This is a genomic window from Mesorhizobium sp. WSM4906, assembly GCF_029674625.1.
Classification (GTDB): domain Bacteria; phylum Pseudomonadota; class Alphaproteobacteria; order Rhizobiales; family Rhizobiaceae; genus Mesorhizobium.
In genome coordinates, this window is record NZ_CP121355.1 from 3610848 (window position 1) to 3626141 (window position 15294).

At 63.9% G+C, this 15294-nt stretch carries 18 protein-coding genes and 1 riboswitch; of the genes, 12 read left to right on the forward strand and 6 right to left on the reverse strand.

The annotated features are described in order from the left end of the window. The first annotated feature begins 148 nt into the window (after positions 1-148). Positions 149-535 carry a MerR family DNA-binding transcriptional regulator gene (locus QAZ22_RS17155; protein WP_126088626.1) on the forward strand — a complete coding sequence of 129 codons (387 nt, stop codon included), beginning with the start codon at positions 149-151 and terminating at the stop codon, positions 533-535. A gap of 302 nt (positions 536-837) precedes the next feature. Here QAZ22_RS17155 and QAZ22_RS17160 read toward each other — a convergent pair whose 3' ends face one another. Then, complete coding sequence (locus QAZ22_RS17160; protein WP_278201939.1) at positions 838-1314, reverse strand: isoprenylcysteine carboxylmethyltransferase family protein; 477 nt, start codon at positions 1312-1314, stop codon at positions 838-840. Continuing rightward, positions 1311-2312 carry a DUF1624 domain-containing protein gene (locus tag QAZ22_RS17165; protein WP_278207869.1) on the reverse strand — a complete coding sequence of 334 codons (1002 nt, stop codon included), beginning with the start codon at positions 2310-2312 and terminating at the stop codon, positions 1311-1313. The genes QAZ22_RS17160 and QAZ22_RS17165 overlap by 4 nt, the downstream gene beginning before the upstream one ends. A 215-nt stretch (positions 2313-2527) precedes the next feature. Here QAZ22_RS17165 and QAZ22_RS17170 point away from each other — a divergent pair, with 215 nt between their 5' ends. Then, entirely contained in the window at positions 2528-3727 is a 1200-nt protein-coding gene (locus QAZ22_RS17170) for an MFS transporter (protein ID WP_278201940.1), read from the forward strand. Here the strand turns inward: QAZ22_RS17170 and QAZ22_RS17175 are convergent. Then, entirely contained in the window at positions 3696-4898 is a 1203-nt protein-coding gene (locus QAZ22_RS17175; RefSeq protein WP_278201942.1) for an aromatic ring-hydroxylating dioxygenase subunit alpha, read from the reverse strand. The two genes, QAZ22_RS17170 and QAZ22_RS17175, sit on opposite strands and share 32 nt — an antisense overlap. A 133-nt stretch (positions 4899-5031) precedes the next feature. Between QAZ22_RS17175 and QAZ22_RS17180 the strand changes: the two genes are divergently transcribed. The 5 genes from QAZ22_RS17180 to cobO all read left to right on the forward strand — a co-directional run bounded on the left by QAZ22_RS17180 (position 5032) and on the right by cobO (position 8234). Continuing rightward, on the forward strand, positions 5032-5718 hold the full coding sequence (locus QAZ22_RS17180) for a gamma-glutamylcyclotransferase (RefSeq protein ID WP_278201943.1): 687 nt from the start codon (positions 5032-5034) through the stop codon (positions 5716-5718). Positions 5719-5846: 128 nt separating this feature from the next. Then, a riboswitch (cobalamin riboswitch) is annotated at positions 5847-6045 on the forward strand. Positions 6046-6081: 36 nt separating this feature from the next. Next, on the forward strand, positions 6082-6261 hold the full coding sequence (locus QAZ22_RS17185; RefSeq protein WP_095780832.1) for a CbtB domain-containing protein: 180 nt from the start codon (positions 6082-6084) through the stop codon (positions 6259-6261). A gap of 15 nt (positions 6262-6276) precedes the next feature. Then, entirely contained in the window at positions 6277-7074 is a 798-nt protein-coding gene (locus QAZ22_RS17190; RefSeq protein ID WP_278201945.1) for a CbtA family protein, read from the forward strand. Further along, positions 7067-7588 (forward strand): bifunctional adenosylcobinamide kinase/adenosylcobinamide-phosphate guanylyltransferase, encoded by a 522-nt coding sequence (gene cobU, locus QAZ22_RS17195; RefSeq protein ID WP_278201946.1) that lies wholly within the window; start codon positions 7067-7069, stop codon positions 7586-7588. Before QAZ22_RS17190 ends, cobU begins: the two co-directional genes overlap by 8 nt. A gap of 1 nt (position 7589) precedes the next feature. Then, on the forward strand, positions 7590-8234 hold the full coding sequence (gene cobO, locus QAZ22_RS17200) for a cob(I)yrinic acid a,c-diamide adenosyltransferase (protein WP_278201948.1): 645 nt from the start codon (positions 7590-7592) through the stop codon (positions 8232-8234). Here the strand turns inward: cobO and cbiB are convergent. Then, positions 8231-9220: an adenosylcobinamide-phosphate synthase CbiB gene (gene cbiB / locus QAZ22_RS17205; RefSeq protein WP_278201950.1), complete on the reverse strand. Its 990-nt coding sequence runs from the start codon at positions 9218-9220 to the stop codon at positions 8231-8233. The genes cobO and cbiB overlap by 4 nt on opposite strands. On the opposite strand from cbiB, the gene cobD reads away from it, so the two are divergent. Continuing rightward, positions 9219-10274 (forward strand): threonine-phosphate decarboxylase CobD, encoded by a 1056-nt coding sequence (gene cobD / locus QAZ22_RS17210; RefSeq protein WP_278201952.1) that lies wholly within the window; start codon positions 9219-9221, stop codon positions 10272-10274. The genes cbiB and cobD overlap by 2 nt on opposite strands. Continuing rightward, the gene (locus tag QAZ22_RS17215; protein ID WP_278072887.1) at positions 10271-10780 is read left to right on the forward strand and encodes a tyrosine phosphatase family protein; all 510 of its coding nucleotides are present in this window, start codon (positions 10271-10273) and stop codon (positions 10778-10780) included. Before cobD ends, QAZ22_RS17215 begins: the two co-directional genes overlap by 4 nt. A gap of 100 nt (positions 10781-10880) precedes the next feature. Here the strand turns inward: QAZ22_RS17215 and QAZ22_RS17220 are convergent, their stop codons facing one another. Both QAZ22_RS17220 and QAZ22_RS17225 read right to left on the reverse strand, forming a co-directional pair. Further along, positions 10881-11678 carry a creatininase family protein gene (locus QAZ22_RS17220; RefSeq protein WP_278201953.1) on the reverse strand — a complete coding sequence of 266 codons (798 nt, stop codon included), beginning with the start codon at positions 11676-11678 and terminating at the stop codon, positions 10881-10883. Positions 11679-11746: 68 nt separating this feature from the next. Further along, positions 11747-12130 (reverse strand): RidA family protein, encoded by a 384-nt coding sequence (locus QAZ22_RS17225; protein ID WP_278201955.1) that lies wholly within the window; start codon positions 12128-12130, stop codon positions 11747-11749. A gap of 253 nt (positions 12131-12383) precedes the next feature. Between QAZ22_RS17225 and QAZ22_RS17230 the strand changes: the two genes are divergently transcribed. From QAZ22_RS17230 to QAZ22_RS17240, 3 genes are read left to right on the forward strand one after another with little or no spacing between them, the layout of a single operon-like run. Next, entirely contained in the window at positions 12384-13388 is a 1005-nt protein-coding gene (locus QAZ22_RS17230; RefSeq protein ID WP_278201956.1) for an ABC transporter substrate-binding protein, read from the forward strand. A 15-nt stretch (positions 13389-13403) separates the two neighbouring features. Then, a complete protein-coding gene (locus tag QAZ22_RS17235) occupies positions 13404-14222 on the forward strand; it encodes an ABC transporter ATP-binding protein (protein ID WP_278201958.1) in 819 nt (272 codons plus the stop codon). Continuing rightward, a complete protein-coding gene (locus QAZ22_RS17240) occupies positions 14209-15060 on the forward strand; it encodes an ABC transporter permease (protein ID WP_278201959.1) in 852 nt (283 codons plus the stop codon). The genes QAZ22_RS17235 and QAZ22_RS17240 overlap by 14 nt, the downstream gene beginning before the upstream one ends. Positions 15061-15294 lie beyond the last annotated feature (234 nt).

Here is a 15294-nt window from a genome sequence, read left to right on the forward strand (position 1 = left end):
ATCGAGCGCCGTCAATTGACTTTTACGTAAATGCCGTGCGACGTTGCCTCGGGGTCAAGTGCCGATTCCAGCACATGACGAGGTTTGATCGGAGGAAGGGCGACGCTCCAGCTTGGCGATGCCTGGACGTTTGGGCGTGGGAGCGAGAATGCGGGAATATTACACGATCACCGAACTGACGCGCGAGTTCGACGTGTCGACCCGGACGTTGCGGTTCTACGAGGATGAGGGGCTCGTGCAGCCGATCAGGCGCGGCCGCACCCGGCTGTTCCGCCCCTCCGACCGGCATCTCATCCGTCAGATCATGCGCGGCAAGCGGCTCGGCTTCTCGATCGCCGAGATCCGAGAGATCATCCAGATGTACAAGGAGCCGCCGGGCGAGGTCGGCCAGCTCAAGCTGATGATCAGGCGCATCGAGGAAAAGCGCGAGGACCTGCGGCAGAAGCGGCGCGATCTCGAGGAAACGCTCGCCGAGCTCGACCAGGCCGAGGAGTCCTGCGTGGAGCGGCTGGCGGAACTTGGCGTGAATACCTGAGGGCACCCATCATAGCGAACTTTGGCGATTAGCCGAAGCGTTCCAAACTTCGTCATCCTTGGGCGTAGCGAAGCGAAGACCCAAGGATCCATGCCGTAACCTTTGCCGAATGGTGCAGCGGAGCAGAATTCTGCGCCGTGGTCGGCTCTCGAAAGTCACGGCATGGATCCTATGGTCTACGCCGCGTCGCTTCGCTCCTTGCTTCGCTATAGGATGACGATGGAACAGACGCTTCGGCCAATCGCCGAGGAATGCGATCTGCTTGCGCTAGCGATCTCACCATGGAGCCAGAAAGTGCGTGCTCAAATCCAGCGCCGGACCCGCTTGGCGTAATCCCGATATTTCTTGCCGAACTTTGCCGTCAGCATCCTTTCCTCCTTCTCGATCGCCATCTTCTGCGTCGCGAAGGCGGCGAGGAAGGCGAAGATCAGGAACCAGGCGATACCGGTGATGAAGGCGACGCCGATCAACAGCAGCGTGTTGGCGAGATACATCGGATTGCGGGTGATGCCGAAGGGGCCGGACGTCACCAGATGGTCGGGCTCGGCATTGGGATTGAGCGTCGTTTTCGCGCGCACCATGGTGCGGATCGCCGTGACCCAAAGTGCTGCGACGCCGAAGAGCGCCACCCAGCCGGCGCCGACCAGTATGTCGCCGAAGATGTCGCCGATCCAGGGTAGCGGGTAGAGCATGCCGAGCACGACGCTGAGCGCGATCGCCACGACATAGATCACGGGCGGCCAGGGGATGATCCCATGCTTCGGCTGGGTGTCGGTCATTGCTGTCCTCCCTCCATCGTGCTTTCCGTCGCCGCGGTGCAGGTGCTCGCGAGATCGGCAAGATGCGACTTCCAGATGCTGGTCTGGTCGTTGCTGTAAAGCTTGTCGAGAGACCCTTCGTCCTTCAGCGTGTCCAGCATGCAGCCACAATAGCTGGAACAGAACGTCGTGTCCCGCTGCTGTTCGCAGGACGTCTGGCAGGCTTTCAGGAAGCCGGCGTCCTTGTCTTGCGGCGGTGCCGGCATGACCTGCGAAAGCAGCCAGACCGAGCCGAACAGTACCGGCTGGTGGATGAGGTAGAAGGCGAGGCTGTGTCGGCCGATGAAGGTGAAGGGGTTCGACCAGCGGCCGGGGATCCAGTTCCCCAGCCGGGCGAGAAGCCCGGAGGCCGAAGCGAGCTTGACGGCCGCGATGCCGGCAAGCACCGGGCCGAACCATGGAAACAGCGGCACATAGTCGTTCGAGCGCGGGTTGGTCGCCGACAGCCCGACCCACCACAGCGCCGGATGATCGAAGACTTCCGACCGCAGATAGTAGGGCGCCGCGATCACGGCCGCGGCGACAACGGCCGTCAGCAGCGCCGGTAGCCTGAGGAAGGCGAGGCCGAGCAGGCTCGCCAGCGCGATCTCATGCAGGATGCCGAAGAAGATGAAGCCGTCCGGCGTGGCGATGTAGGTGACGGCCGAGATGGCGATCGCCGCCACGGCAACCATGGCGAAGCGTTTCCAGAAGCTCGGCCAACGGATCTGCCTTCCATGGGCGAGAAACAGGCTGACGCCGACCAGGAACAGGAAGGTCGAGGCGATGCAGCGCGCATAGAGCTTCCACCAGCCGAAGGCGGTCAGGCCGGGCGTGGTGTAGCCGAAATTCTCGAGATCCCAGGTGAAGTGGTAGCTCGCCATCGCGATCAGCGCGATGCCGCGCAGGATGTCGATGGCGGCGATGCGGCTGTGTTTCGGCGCGTCCTGGACGGCTTCGCTTGTCGTTTGAAGGCTCATCATCTCGCAATCCGATTCAGTCGTGCCAAACGACTATCACGGTTCGCGCGAACAGCAGAGGGGCCGCTGCCGTTGGGGGAATGGCGCGCCGCTTTAGGCCAGCAGCGGAAAGCCTTTGGCCGGCTTCGCTTTTCGGCCTCTCGGAGTCGGTTTCCTGCTACCTGCCAGCCGGTAGTCCGGCCAGATTTGGCGAGCGATTCACTTTCGGAGGGCCGATGTCCACCCATGTGCGCCATCCGATCTGGCTTCCGGCTCTCAGGCCAGCCGATGCGCGCACCTTCGCCTCGCTCTATGCGGTCGAATCCTTTGCCCGCGCCACGATCTCCAGCGTCATCCCGATCCAGGCCTACGAGATCCTGCACAACGAACAGATCGTCTCGATCCTCTACACCATCGTCTCGCTGCTCGGGCTCTCGGTGACGCTGTTCATGCCGATGCTGATCCGCCGCTTCGCGCGCCGCTGGGTCTATACGGCCGGCTGCCTGATGCTGGCGATCGGCTCGGTGTTCTTCGTCACCCACACGCTGCCGGGACAACTCGCCGGCATGCTCTGCCGCGTCATGGGCGCGAGCGCGCTGTCCATCACGCTCAACCTCTACATCATGGATCACATCCGCAAGACCGACTTCATGCAGGCGGAGTCACTGCGCATGGCCTGGTCGATGTTTGCCTGGACGGGCGGACCGACGCTCGGCATCTTCCTCTACACGCGCTTCGGCATCTATGCCGCGCATGGCGCGGTCGTGGCTTTCGCGCTGGCACTGCTCGCGCTGTTCTGGGCCTACCGGCTGGGCGACAACCCGTCGATCCGTCCCGGCAAGAGCCGGCCGGCCAATCCGCTCGCCAATATTGGCCGCTTCGTCGCGCAGCCGCGGCTCAGGCTTGCCTGGCTGATCGCCTTCGGCCGCTCCTGCTTCTGGACGACCTTCTTCGTCTATGGTCCGCTGTTCATGGTGATCACCGGCGAGGGCAAGCTTGCCGGCGGGCTGCTGGTGTCGGCGGGCAACGCGCTGCTGTTCATGGCGATCTTCTGGGGCAAGGCGGGAAAGCGTTTTGGCGGCCGCCGCACCATGACCTTCGCCTATTTCGCCATGGCGACGATGCTTTTCGCGGCCGGCGGCGTCGGCGACGCCGCGCCACTGCTCACCGCCGCCTTCCTGCTTTGCGGCGCCTTGTTCACGATCGCGCTCGACGCGCTGGGCTCGACCGCCTTCATGCGCTCGGTGCGCTCTTACGAAAGGGCGCAGATGGCGGCGGTCTACCGCACCTATCTCGATTTTTCCGAGCTGACGCCGCCGCTGGTCTATTCGGTGGTGCTCTCTTTCTTCGGTCTCGGCTCGGTGTTCGTCACGCTCGGCCTGTTAGCCGCCTTTTGCGGCTTCTTCACCTGGCGCTATCTGCCGAAGTCGTTTTGACTGGGGACTGAAATGCCGCGTGGCGCCCGCGCACCCACTCGTGGAAGCGGCGCAAATCATATTCTTCGGGCATCAGCACGCCGGCTTCGTGACGGATAGAGCGCAGGCCCTTCTGGTTGACCTCGCAGATCGCGGCGTCCTCCTCCAGCACCTGGGTGCCGAAGGCGACGATGTTGTCGATATCGGTTTGTGCGAGCGCTTCCGGCGCGAAAAGCCATTCGGCGGTGAGCTCGGTCTGCTCGGGTCCGAGCGGCGCGAGCCGCACCGTGCGGACGTAGTCGACATGGCCAACGATGAACATCGAGGGCAGCGATGTGGCGTAGGTCTGGCCGGCGACGCGCTCGGCCGGCGTCAGGCCGGCAAAGACCGGTCCATGGACACGCCCGTCTTGCGACCAGGTTTCGGCGCCGGCGCGCAGACCGCCGGAAAACTCCGGCGCGTCGTTGTCGGCGTGGCGCGCCCATTCCGGATCGTCGTGCCTCGCCATCAGGCCGCGGCCGTAGATCGGCACCAGCCGCGACAGGTCCTTGTGCACGCCCGGGCAGTGCAGGCACTCGTTGAAGTTCTCCCAGAAAATCTTCCAGTTGCAGTTCATCACCTTGCTGAGCCGGTGGCCGGTGACGAGCGTCTCCAGCGGCCAGTTCGCAAGGTCGCCGGAAGCAGGATCGAAGGAGGCTTCCGACGAGCCGCCGGCATCCTCGGCAAGGTTGACGAAGACGAAGCCGCGCCAGACCGACAGCGCCACCCGGTAGAGCGGGAAATCGGCCTTGTCGAAGCCTTCGGGCAGCGATTTCGACGGCACCCGCACCAGGTCGCCGCGCAGCGAGTAGGACCAGGCGTGGTAGGGGCAGGTGAGAAGCCTGGCCTTCAGCCGCCCAGCGCTTTCCTGGCAAAGCTGCGAGCCGCGATGCCGGCAGGTGTTGTGGAAGGCTCGCAGGCTTCCGGTTTCGTCGCGCAGCACGACGACTTCCTGCGAGCCGATGCGGGACGTTCGAAAGGCGAGAGGTTCCGCGAGATCGGCCTCGCGGCAGACCATCAGCCAGCTCCGGTACCAGATCGCTTCGAGATCGCGCTGGTAGGCATCGGGTTCCCGATACGCCGTGGCGGGCAATGTCGGCTCGAGGCTGGTAAGACCATAGTAGCGATCGCGTCCGCTCGGATTCGGCTGCATCGGCTTCTCCTTCGCTGCCGACAGCCGACACCCGGGCCGGGCCGTTGTCAATTGCCGGGCATTGTGGCGTCCCGGCACCGCCCTTAAAGTCGTTTCCGACGCTGGCGCTTGCCGGCTGGTCGGGATCGCAAATATGCCTACAAGAACGATGTCGCTCACCGAGGAGCTGGTCGCTCGCTGTTTTCGAGTCGTCGAAGACAGCGGCCCCGATCCGCATGCCGCGCACCTTGATAACGCCGACTATGAGACGATGCTGGACGCCCTGGAGGCTGAACTCCCCGCTGACGAGCCACTCTGGCTGTTCGGCTATGGCTCGCTGATCTGGAAGCCCGAGATCGATCATGTCGAGGAGCGGGTTGCCGTGGCGCGCGGCTGGCACCGTTCCTTCTGCATGAACATGACGCGCTGGCGCGGTACCAAGGAGCAGCCGGGTCTGATGATGGCCCTGGATCGCGGCGGGCAGTGCAAAGGTGTCGCTTTCCGACTGAACGGCAACGACCGCCGGCAGGCATTGGACAAGCTTTTCCGGCGCGAGATGACGCTGAAGCCGACAAGCTATCATCCTCGGCTCCTCAACCTGACGGGCAACGCCGGACGCTTCCAGGCGCTGGCCTTTGTCATCAACCGCAAAGGCACGACCTATGCCGGTCCGATCGAGGAGAAGGTGGTGGTCGAGCGGCTGGCGACATCCTGCGGCCATTGGGGCTCGGGCGCGGACTATCTCTACAATACGGTGAAGAACCTCGAGCAGCGCGGCATTCACGACCGCCATTTGTGGCGATTGCAGCAGCTGGTTGCCGAGCGGATCGCCGCTTCTTAGAGCATGTCTCACGAAACAGGGAACCGGTTTCGGGACAAAGACATGCGTGGGATCAGAAACCCAAACCCGTGCCGCAATCACGCTGCGGCGTGACGGATTTTGGTTTGCCGGGCGCGACGATTCTGCCTATAGTCGATCGCGTCGTCGGTTCCGTTTTTGGAGCCAAGAGGGAATGCGGTGAGGGTGGAGTTTCCGCCCAAAGCCGTGGCTGCCCCCGCAACTGTGTGCGGTAGTCCTCTCCATAAACCACTGAGGATTTTCCTCGGGAAGGTGGGGAAGGGCGCGGATCCGCGAGCCAGGAGACCTGCCGGCGACGGGAAAGTTGACTTCGATGCCCTCGGGTGGAGGGCGAAAGGACAAGACATGAATACCGCTTCCGTCTCCCTCGGCGCCTCCGTCTCCTCGCAGTCGCGCATCATGCAGCTGGCCTTGGCCGCGCTGCTCGGCATTTTCGTCGTCGGTTTCGTCGGCTTCTCGCATATCGATGCGGTCCACAACGCCGCCCACGACTATCGCCATTCGATGGCTTTTCCCTGCCACTGAGCAAGGCCTGACATCATGAATCTGTTTCGCAACGTCGTGTTCATCGCGGCGATCGCGGGGCTAGTGGCGGGCATAGCGCTCGCCTGCATGCAGGCCTATGCGACCGTGCCGCTGATCCTGAAGGCGGAAGTCTATGAAAAGGCCGGCAGCGGTCATCACCACGATCACGCCGCCGCCAGCACAAGCAACAACGCAATGAGTTCGGCCGCTCCGGCGGACAACGCGATGAGCAGCGTGACTCCGGTGCCGGCGGAAGCGGCTGCTCCGGCCGAGGACGAGGGCTGGGCGCCGGCCGACGGCTTCGAGCGCTTCGCCTTCAACGTGGTCGCCAACATCGTCACCGGCATCGGCTTCGCGCTGATCCTGGTCGCGATCTCCGAATTCGCCGGCGGCATCGGCAACTGGCGCCAGGGCGTGTTCTGGGGCCTTGCCGGTTTCGCGGTTTTCACCCTGGCGCCTGGCCTCGGCCTGCCGCCCGAACTGCCGGCGATGCCCGCGGCCGACCTTTTGCCGCGCCAGATCTGGTGGATTTCGACAGTGGCCGCGACGGCCGCCGGGCTCGGTTTGATCGCTTTCCGAAAGTCGTTGCCGCTTGCGATCCTCGGTGTTGCGCTGATCGTGGCGCCGCACATTGTCGGTGCGCCGCAGCCGGAAAGTTTCGAAACGGCAATTCCGGAAGGTCTACATCACCAGTTCGTCGTTGCGGTGACGCTCACCGATCTGGTTTTCTGGCTGGTGCTGGGCGCAGTTGTCGGCGTGGTGCGCGGCCGCTTCACCGGCACGGCGACCAGCCTGCGCGGCAGCTTTGCCTGATCGCGCCAAGGGTCGTCTGACCTTCATCGTCGGCGGGGCGCGCGCGGGAAAGAGCGCGCATGCCGAAACCTTGGCGACGGCGAACCCATCGCCCTGGACCTACATTGCAACCGCACAAGCCTATGACGACGAGATGCGCGAGCGCATCGCGCTGCATCGCGCGCGCCGCGGCGAAGGCTGGGTCACCGTCGATGCGCCGCTCGATCTCACCGACGCGATCGAGGCCTTGCCCGATCACCAGCCGGTGCTCGTCGACTGCCTGACATTGTGGCTGACCAATCATATGCTGGCCGACCATGACATCGAGGCCGAGTGCCGGCGGCTGACCGATGCGCTGTCGCGGCCGCGCGGACCCTGGTTCGTGGTGTCGAACGAAGTCGGGCTCGGCATCGTGCCGGACAACGCGCTGGCGCGCCGGTTCCGCGACGCCGCCGGCCGGCTCAACCAGCAGGTCGCGGCGGTCGCCGATAGCGTGTTGATGATGGTGGCGGGGCTGCCGCTCAAGGTGAAATAACATGGCCGAAATCGACGACAAGACCATCGACGACAAGACCATCAACGAGGGGGACGCCGAACGCCATCGCGCCAAGATGGCCAAGCGCAAGGCGGTGCAGGATGCCGAGGTGGCCGGCAAGACGATCGAGAAGGGACTGCTGATCGTCAACACGGGGCCGGGCAAGGGCAAGACCACGGCTGCCTTCGGGCTGGCGCTGAGGATGCTGGGCTACGGCAAGCGCGTCGGCGTCGTCCAGTTCATCAAGGGCAAGTGGCATACGGGCGAAAAGGATGCCTTCGCCGCTTTCGGCGACCGCGTCGTCTGGCACGCGATGGGCGAAGGCTTCACCTGGGAAACCCAGGACCTGAAGCGCGACATCGCCGCCGCCGAAGCCGCCTGGGCGAAGGCGCTCGAGTTGATGGCCGACCCATCGATCAGCCTCGTGGTGCTCGACGAGCTCAACATCGCCCTGCGCTACGATTATCTTGATCTCGAGAAGGTGGTCGCGGCGCTGAAGGCGCGCCGCGAGGGCCTGCACGTCATCGTCACCGGCCGGAATGCCAAACCGCTGCTTGTGGAGGCGGCCGATCTCGTCACCGAAATGGGTCTTACCAAGCACCACTTCTCGGCCGGCGTGAAGGCGCAGCAGGGAATTGAGTTTTAGCCGCCGATCAAAATGGTCAGGTAGATCACGATCGCCGACAGAATCGCGAACAAGCCGATCAGCAGCCCGTCGGCGACGCGGTAGAGCTTCAGCGCCTGTCTTATGTCGGTGCTTTCCGCCTCGCGCCGGCCGCCTTCGCCCATGAAGGCGTCCTCGACGATCTCGCCGCCATAGCTGCGCGGCCCTGCCAGGGACAGCCCCAGCGCGCCGGCCATGGCGGCTTCCGGCCAGCCAGCGTTGGGCGAGCGATGCTTTTTCGCGTCGCGGCGCATGACCAGCCAAGCCTCGCGGGGATCGGCGCCTTTGACCAGGAAGGCCGCGAGCACGATCAACAGGCCGGTGAGCCGCGATGCCGGCAGGTTGATCCTGTCGTCGAAGAGCGCCGCGGCGCGGCCGAATGCCTCATATTTCGGCGTGCGGTGGCCGATCATCGAATCGGCGGTGTTGGCGGCCTTGTAGGCAGCGCCCCCGGCCAGCCCGCCGATACCGGTCCAGAAGGCAGGCGCGACGATGCCGTCGGAAAAATTCTCGGCCAGGCTTTCGATCGCGGCGCGGGCGACGCCCGCCTTGTCGAGCTTTTCGGGATCACGGCCGACGATGCGCGAAACGGCGATACGGCCAAGCGTCAGGCCGCCGGTCTCCAGCGCATCGGCGACATCCTCGACATGCTCCGCCAGGCTTTTCTGTGACAGCAGCGATGAGCCGATGATGGCTGCAATGACAACGCCGGACGGGAAGATCAGCCAAAGCAGGACATGCAGCGCCAGGCCGATGGCCGCCGGCACCAGCAGGATGACGAGCAGCGCCTGGACGCCGCGGCGACGACGCAATTCGTCGGAATCGGTCGCGCGGTTGAGCCTGCGATCGAGAAAGGATATCAGCCTGCCGATCCAGGTTACCGGATGGCCGATGGCGTTAAACAGCCAGTCGGGATAGCCAAGGGCACGTTCAACGGCGAGTGACAGGAAAGCGATCAGGATCGACATGAAGCTTCTTGACGGAGCGGTTGCTGCAGTGGATCACGGCGGATCCCTCGGCCGGGCGAGCGCGCTCTTCCCCCACGCGCCACGGCCTTTCGTCGACCTCTCGACAGGTATCAATCCGCACTCCTATCCGCTTTTTGAATTGCCCGCCACCGCCCTGTCACGATTGCCGGAATCCGAACGGCTGCGTGAATTGGCCGAAATTGCGGCCAAGGCCTATGGCGCGCCGTCGGCTGCGCATGTCGCGGCTGGGCCTGGCACGCAAATCCTCCTGCCGCGCGTCGCTTCACTGGTGAGGCCCGGCAAGGCGCGGGTGCTCGGTCCGACCTATGCCGAACACGCCAGGGCTGCCGCGATCGCGGGCCATGCGGTCGCGGAGGTGAACGAATTCACAGCGTTGGCGGACGCCGACCTTGCGGTGCTGGTCAATCCGAACAATCCGGATGGACGGGTGATCGAACGGGACCGATTGCTCGATCTCGCCGTGCGGCTTCGCGCGAGGGGCGGCCTGCTGGTCGTCGACGAAGCGTTCATGGATGTCGGCCCAATAGAGCACAGCCTGGCCGGCGATGTCGGGGAGGGCGGCATCGTGGTGCTGCGCTCCTTCGGCAAGTTCTTCGGCCTTGCGGGCGTCAGGCTCGGCTTCGCGCTTGCCGATACGCTGACGGTCGAGCGGCTCGACGTACAACTCGGGCCTTGGGCCGTTGCCGGCCCGGCGCTCGAATACGGTATCCGCGCGTTGGCGGACACCAAGTGGCAGGGCGACATGCGACGACGCCTTGCAGGCGATGCCGAGCGTCTCGACGCGTTGCTCGGCCGATTCGAGGTTCCGGTCGCCGGCGGCACCAGTCTGTTCCGCTATTTGTCTTTCCCTGACGCTCCAAACCTGTTTGCGGCACTTGGGCGGCGTGGTGTGCTGGTTCGCCATTTCGCCGCGCGGCCCCATGTTTTGCGCATCGGTCTGCCGGGCAGCGAGGAGGAATGGCAGCGCCTCGAAAGCGCGCTTGCCGACTGGGCCGCGCGGCGCGACGATGCGGCGAAGGAGACCGCGCCATGATTCACGTCTGCTCGCTGTCGAAGCTGGAAGAGACGGTGGCGAGGACTGGCGCCGAGCGGCTGCTGTCGCTGCTCGCGGCGGGCACCGAAGTGACACGTCCGGCCTCCATCCTGGCGGAGAATCATCTGCATCTGGTCATGCACGATATCGCAGTCGCGCAGGAAGGCATGACCATGCCGGGCGAGGAGCATGTGCGCGCGCTGCTCGACTTCGCCTATCGCTGGGATCGGGTAAAGCCCATGGTCGTGCACTGCTATGCCGGCATCAGCCGCTCGACGGCATCGGCCTATATCATCGCGGCAGCGCTGGCGCCCAAGCGCGACGAGGCGGAACTGGCGAAGACGCTACGCTTTCTCTCGCCGTCAGCGACGCCCAATCCCCGGCTGATTGCCGTCGCCGATACCTTGCTCGGACGTGACGGCCGGATGATTGCGGCGATCGAAGCAATCGGGCGCGGCGCCGACGCGTTTGAAGGGACGCCGTTCGAGCTGGATATCCAGGCTTAAAGCGCGTCGCGTTGAAACGGAGTCGGGCGACGCGCTTTAAACTCTTGTTTTTATGCATGTCGTTTCCGCAAAACCGCTGCGCACTTTTGCGCGACATGCATTAAAGCAGCCAGTCCGCAAGCTTCGCCTTACGAACGTCCCTGACAAGGCTGATGAAACCATCCGCCTGATGCTCTGCGGTCAGCCGGCCTTTTTCGGCGGTGGCGATGCTGGCGTCGCCGACCACGCCGTTCGGATTGAGGTCGCTGGCGATCCAGGCGAAGGCGTGCGTTCCGGTGTGGCGCAGCAGGGCGAATTCCTTTTCGGCGCGACCCACATGCGAGACGAAATTATCGGCCTTGGTCATGTCGACGAGGTCGGGCCGGAAGTGCAGCATCAGCGAGGTCTCGACATCGCCGCCATGGATGCCGTGGCGGTCTTCCAGCTCGGTATACATGCCGGCCGGCCGGCCGAAGCGCTGCCAGCTCGTCTTTACCGCCAGCATTTTTGCGCGCACGCGCAGTTCGCGCGTGATGATGCCCATGATCTCTTCGTTGCCGCCATGCGAGTTGACGACGATCAGTTTTCTCACCCCGGCGCGCGCGATCGACAGACCGAGCTCGGTCCATGCATCCACCAGCGTCGTGGCCGGCAAAGTCAGCGTGCCCGGCGCATGCAGATGCTCGTTCGACTTGCCGACAGCCTGGACCGGCAGGATGCGGATATCGAGTTCGCCGGGCAGGCGCGCGATCACCGTCTCCAACATGCCCATCATGATCGAGGTGTCGGTCGAGACCGGAAGGTGAGGGCCATGCTGCTCGATCGCCGCCACCGGCAGCACGGCGATCGTTGCCTCCGCGTCGATCGAGGCGTATTCGGTCGTCCGGTAATCGCCCCACCATACCCGTCTTTTTGTCATGTCGTCTCCCGAAGGTCTGTTTGTCCGGACTGGAGCGGTCTAAAGCGCTTGGCGTCCGCGGGCAACCGCTAGCCGGCTGCCAGCACTTCCACCTCGACCTTGAATTCCGGGCGGGCAAAGCCCGAAACGATCATAAGCGTCGAAGCGGGCGCCGGATCGGAAAAGAGGCGGTTGCGGACATCCATATAGGCTTGCAGATGCGTGCGATCGGTGACGAACGCATTGATGCGCACGACATCGTTCAGCGTCAGCCCGGCTTCGCTTAGGATTGCGGCGATGTTCTTGAAGCAGAGCTCGGTCTGCGCGCCGACATCGTCGGGGACGGTGTCATCCGCAGCGATGCCCAGCTGGCCCGAGCACAGGACAAGACGCTTCCCCACCGGGATTTCGACGCCGTGACTATAGCGGGCAAAGGGCGGCTTGATCGATTGGGGGGCGAGGTATTTGAGCATGCCATTCTCCTGTCCGCCGGCAGACTAAGGCCGGATTCACGAAAGCTTCAAGATGCGGTGCATGCCGCCCGGGCGATTATGGACAGGCGTCCAAAAAATAGGCACGATGCCTCCCGTACAGCATGACCCGTCCGGTCTCGGCAATGACTGCCGCGCAAGCAGGCGGCCCAGGCGGTGGCATGTGTCTTGCTTCTTGAACCAATGGTGTCGAGCCCAGCGCACAGCGCGCCGGAGCCAAGAGAGGGTGATGTTAATGTACGGAAAAGAAAAGATCCTGGCGGGTGCGATCGCGCTGCTTGCAGCCAGCACGCTGGGCGCCGCGGCCAACGAGAAGGTCACCTTCGGCACCAACTGGCTGGCCGAGCCGGAACATGGCGGCTACTACCAGGCGATCGCCGACGGCACCTATGCCGCCTGTGGTCTCGATGTCACCATCATGCAGGGCGGCCCTCAGGTCAGCGGCCGCCCCATGCTGCTTGCCGGAAAGATCGATTTCTACATGGGTGGCAACCTGCTCTCGGCCTTCGACGCCGTGCAGCAGGGCATTCCGATGCGCGTCGTCGCCGCCGACTTCCAGAAGGATCCTCAGGTCATCATGTCCCAGCCGGGGCAGGGGCTGGATAAATGGGAGGACCTCAAGAACGCCGACCAATACATCCTCGCCGACGAGGGTGCGCAGACCTTCTTCCAGTGGATGGTGACCGATCTCGGCTTCGATGCCGCCAAGCGCGTACCCTACACGTTCAATCCGGCGCCCTTCATCGCCAACAAGAAGTCGATCCAGCAAGGCTATGTCACATCCGAGCCTTTCGCCGTGCAGAAGCAGGGCGGCTTCGTGCCGAACCAGTTCCTGCTCGCCGACAACGGCTGGGATACCTACGCGACGACCATCGAGGTGATGCAGGACACGATCGACAAGCGGCCGGAGGTGGTGCAGTGCTTCGTCGATGGCTCGGCCAAAGGATGGTACAATTATCTCTACGGCGACAACAAAGCCGCCAACGAGATGATCAAGAAGGACAATCCGGACATGACGGATGAGCAGATCGCCTTCTCGATCGAGCAGCTGAAGAAGTTCGGCATCGTCGATTCCGGCGATTCGGAAAAGCTCGGTATCGGCGGGATGACCGATGCGCGCATCCAGAGCTTCTACGACAAGATGGTCAAGGCCAAGGTCGCGCAGCCGGGCATCGATATCAAGAAGGCCTATACCCTCGCCTTCATCAACAAGGGTGTCGGGCTGGAGCTGAAGAAATAAGGCGGCCTGCCTGAGATGATCCAGGAGAAAGTGGCGCAGAAAGCAGCATCGAGCGAGAGCCCGATGCTGCTTTCGCTGCGCAATGTCGGCAAGGTGTTTTCCAACGGCGTGACGGCGCTGAGCAAGGTCGATCTGGCGATCCGGGAAGGCGATTTCCTCAGCCTGCTCGGCCCGTCGGGCTGCGGCAAGTCGACGGCGCTGAGGCTGATCGCCGGCTTGTCGACGCCGACCTCCGGTCAGCTCGACTGGCGCGGCTCGATCGATCGCTCGAATATCGGCTTCGTCTTCCAGGAGCCGACGCTGCTGCCATGGGCGAGCGTCTTCGACAATGTCTGGCTGCCGCTCAGGCTGAAGGGCGTGTCGCGCGCAGGGGCCAAGCCCGCCGTGATGGAGATGCTGTCGCGCGTCCACCTCACCGGCTTCGAGAATGCCGTGCCGCGCGAGCTGTCCGGCGGCATGAAGATGCGCGTTTCGATCGCTCGCGCCATGGTGACCAAGCCGCGCATCCTTCTGATGGACGAACCCTTCGCGGCGCTCGACGAGATCACCCGCTTCAAGCTCAATAACGACCTTCTAGAGCTTTGGCAGGACGAGCGCTTCACCGTCGTCTTCGTCACGCACAGCGTCTTCGAGAGCGTGTTCCTGTCGAGCCGCGTCGTCGTCATGGCGGCACGACCGGGCCGGGTCCACGGGGAACTTGCCATCGAAGCGCCTTATCCGCGCGACGAGGCGTTCCGGACCTCGCCCGACTATGCCGCACTTTGCCGGCAGGCCTCGGACGTGCTGGTGAATGCCATCAACTCAACCGCCGGACCTCACCATGACGGCCACTGAAGACACCGCAATGCAGCTCGACGCGGAAGAGGCGCGCCGCGTTCGCCAGGAGCGGCTGGAGCGGATCGGCAAATGGGTGCTGCCCTTGACGATCATGGTGCTGGCGATCTGGCTGTGGGACCGCATCTGCGTCTGGAACGAGATCCCGCAGTACATCCTGCCGCGTCCTGGCGTGGTGCTGCAGACGCTGCATGACGATGCCGGCCTGTTGTTCTCGTCGCTCCTGGTGACGCTCAGGATCACTTTTCTCAGCCTGTTGCTTGCCGTCATCGGCGGCGTCGGGCTGGCGGTGCTCTTCGCGCAGTCGAAATGGGTGGAGATGTCGTTCTTCCCCTTCGCCATCGTGCTGCAGGTGACGCCGATCGTCGCGATCTTCCCGCTGATCAACATCTACATCAACAATCAGACGACGAAGCTTCTGCTCTGCGCCTGGATCGTCGCCTTCTTCCCGATCCTTTCCAACACGACGCTCGGGCTGAACTCGGTCGACCGCAACTTGCGCGACCTGTTCAAGCTCAACGGCGCGACACGCTGGCAACAATTGCGCTATCTGCGCCTGCCGGCGGCGATGCCTTATTTTCTCGGCGGGCTGAAGATCGCCGGCGGCCTGTCGCTGATCGGTGCGGTGGTGGCCGAATTCGTCGCCGGCGCGCAGGGACAGTCGTCCGGGCTTGCGTCCCGCATCATCGAGGCCGGCTACCGGCTCAACGCTCCCAGGCTGTTCGCGGCGCTGATCCTGATCTCGCTGACCGGCATCCTCATCTTCCTGGTGCTGTCGCTGGTGTCGCATCTCATCCTGCGCCGCTGGCACGAGAGCGCGTTGAAGCAGGAGCGGTAGGGTGCGTGATGTGATTGAGAATAGTGAGGGGCTGGTTGAGCCGAAGACACAGCGAACAGGCGTGCGGAGACATCGCGAACAGTTTTGTGCCGCCGCATTCTGGGGCGATCGTAACGGAATGGATCCTCGGGTCTACGCGTCCGCTTCGCTTCCGCTCCGCCCGTGGATGACGAAGGACAAGAAAGCGGATGCAATTCGCCAACGCTGGAGATTGGTAGGAGCTGCGGTATCCCC

Bases quoted from the DNA above. Each gene is read 5' to 3' on its own strand.
- QAZ22_RS17155 (WP_126088626.1), top strand. From the start codon at position 149: ATGCGGGAATATTACACGATCACCGAACTGACGCGCGAGTTCGACGTG.
- QAZ22_RS17160 (WP_278201939.1), bottom strand. From the start codon at position 1,314: ATGACCGACACCCAGCCGAAGCATGGGATCATCCCCTGGCCGCCCGTG.
- QAZ22_RS17165 (WP_278207869.1), bottom strand. From the start codon at position 2,312: ATGAGCCTTCAAACGACAAGCGAAGCCGTCCAGGACGCGCCGAAACAC.
- QAZ22_RS17170 (WP_278201940.1), top strand. From the start codon at position 2,528: ATGTCCACCCATGTGCGCCATCCGATCTGGCTTCCGGCTCTCAGGCCA.
- QAZ22_RS17175 (WP_278201942.1), bottom strand. From the start codon at position 4,898: ATGCAGCCGAATCCGAGCGGACGCGATCGCTACTATGGTCTTACCAGC.
- QAZ22_RS17180 (WP_278201943.1), top strand. From the start codon at position 5,032: ATGCCTACAAGAACGATGTCGCTCACCGAGGAGCTGGTCGCTCGCTGT.
- QAZ22_RS17185 (WP_095780832.1), top strand. From the start codon at position 6,082: ATGAATACCGCTTCCGTCTCCCTCGGCGCCTCCGTCTCCTCGCAGTCG.
- QAZ22_RS17190 (WP_278201945.1), top strand. From the start codon at position 6,277: ATGAATCTGTTTCGCAACGTCGTGTTCATCGCGGCGATCGCGGGGCTA.
- cobO (WP_278201948.1), top strand. From the start codon at position 7,590: ATGGCCGAAATCGACGACAAGACCATCGACGACAAGACCATCAACGAG.
- cobD (WP_278201952.1), top strand. From the start codon at position 9,219: ATGAAGCTTCTTGACGGAGCGGTTGCTGCAGTGGATCACGGCGGATCC.
- cbiB (WP_278201950.1), bottom strand. From the start codon at position 9,220: ATGTCGATCCTGATCGCTTTCCTGTCACTCGCCGTTGAACGTGCCCTT.
- QAZ22_RS17215 (WP_278072887.1), top strand. From the start codon at position 10,271: ATGATTCACGTCTGCTCGCTGTCGAAGCTGGAAGAGACGGTGGCGAGG.
- QAZ22_RS17220 (WP_278201953.1), bottom strand. From the start codon at position 11,678: ATGACAAAAAGACGGGTATGGTGGGGCGATTACCGGACGACCGAATAC.
- QAZ22_RS17225 (WP_278201955.1), bottom strand. From the start codon at position 12,130: ATGCTCAAATACCTCGCCCCCCAATCGATCAAGCCGCCCTTTGCCCGC.
- QAZ22_RS17230 (WP_278201956.1), top strand. From the start codon at position 12,384: ATGTACGGAAAAGAAAAGATCCTGGCGGGTGCGATCGCGCTGCTTGCA.
- QAZ22_RS17235 (WP_278201958.1), top strand. From the start codon at position 13,404: ATGATCCAGGAGAAAGTGGCGCAGAAAGCAGCATCGAGCGAGAGCCCG.
- QAZ22_RS17240 (WP_278201959.1), top strand. From the start codon at position 14,209: ATGACGGCCACTGAAGACACCGCAATGCAGCTCGACGCGGAAGAGGCG.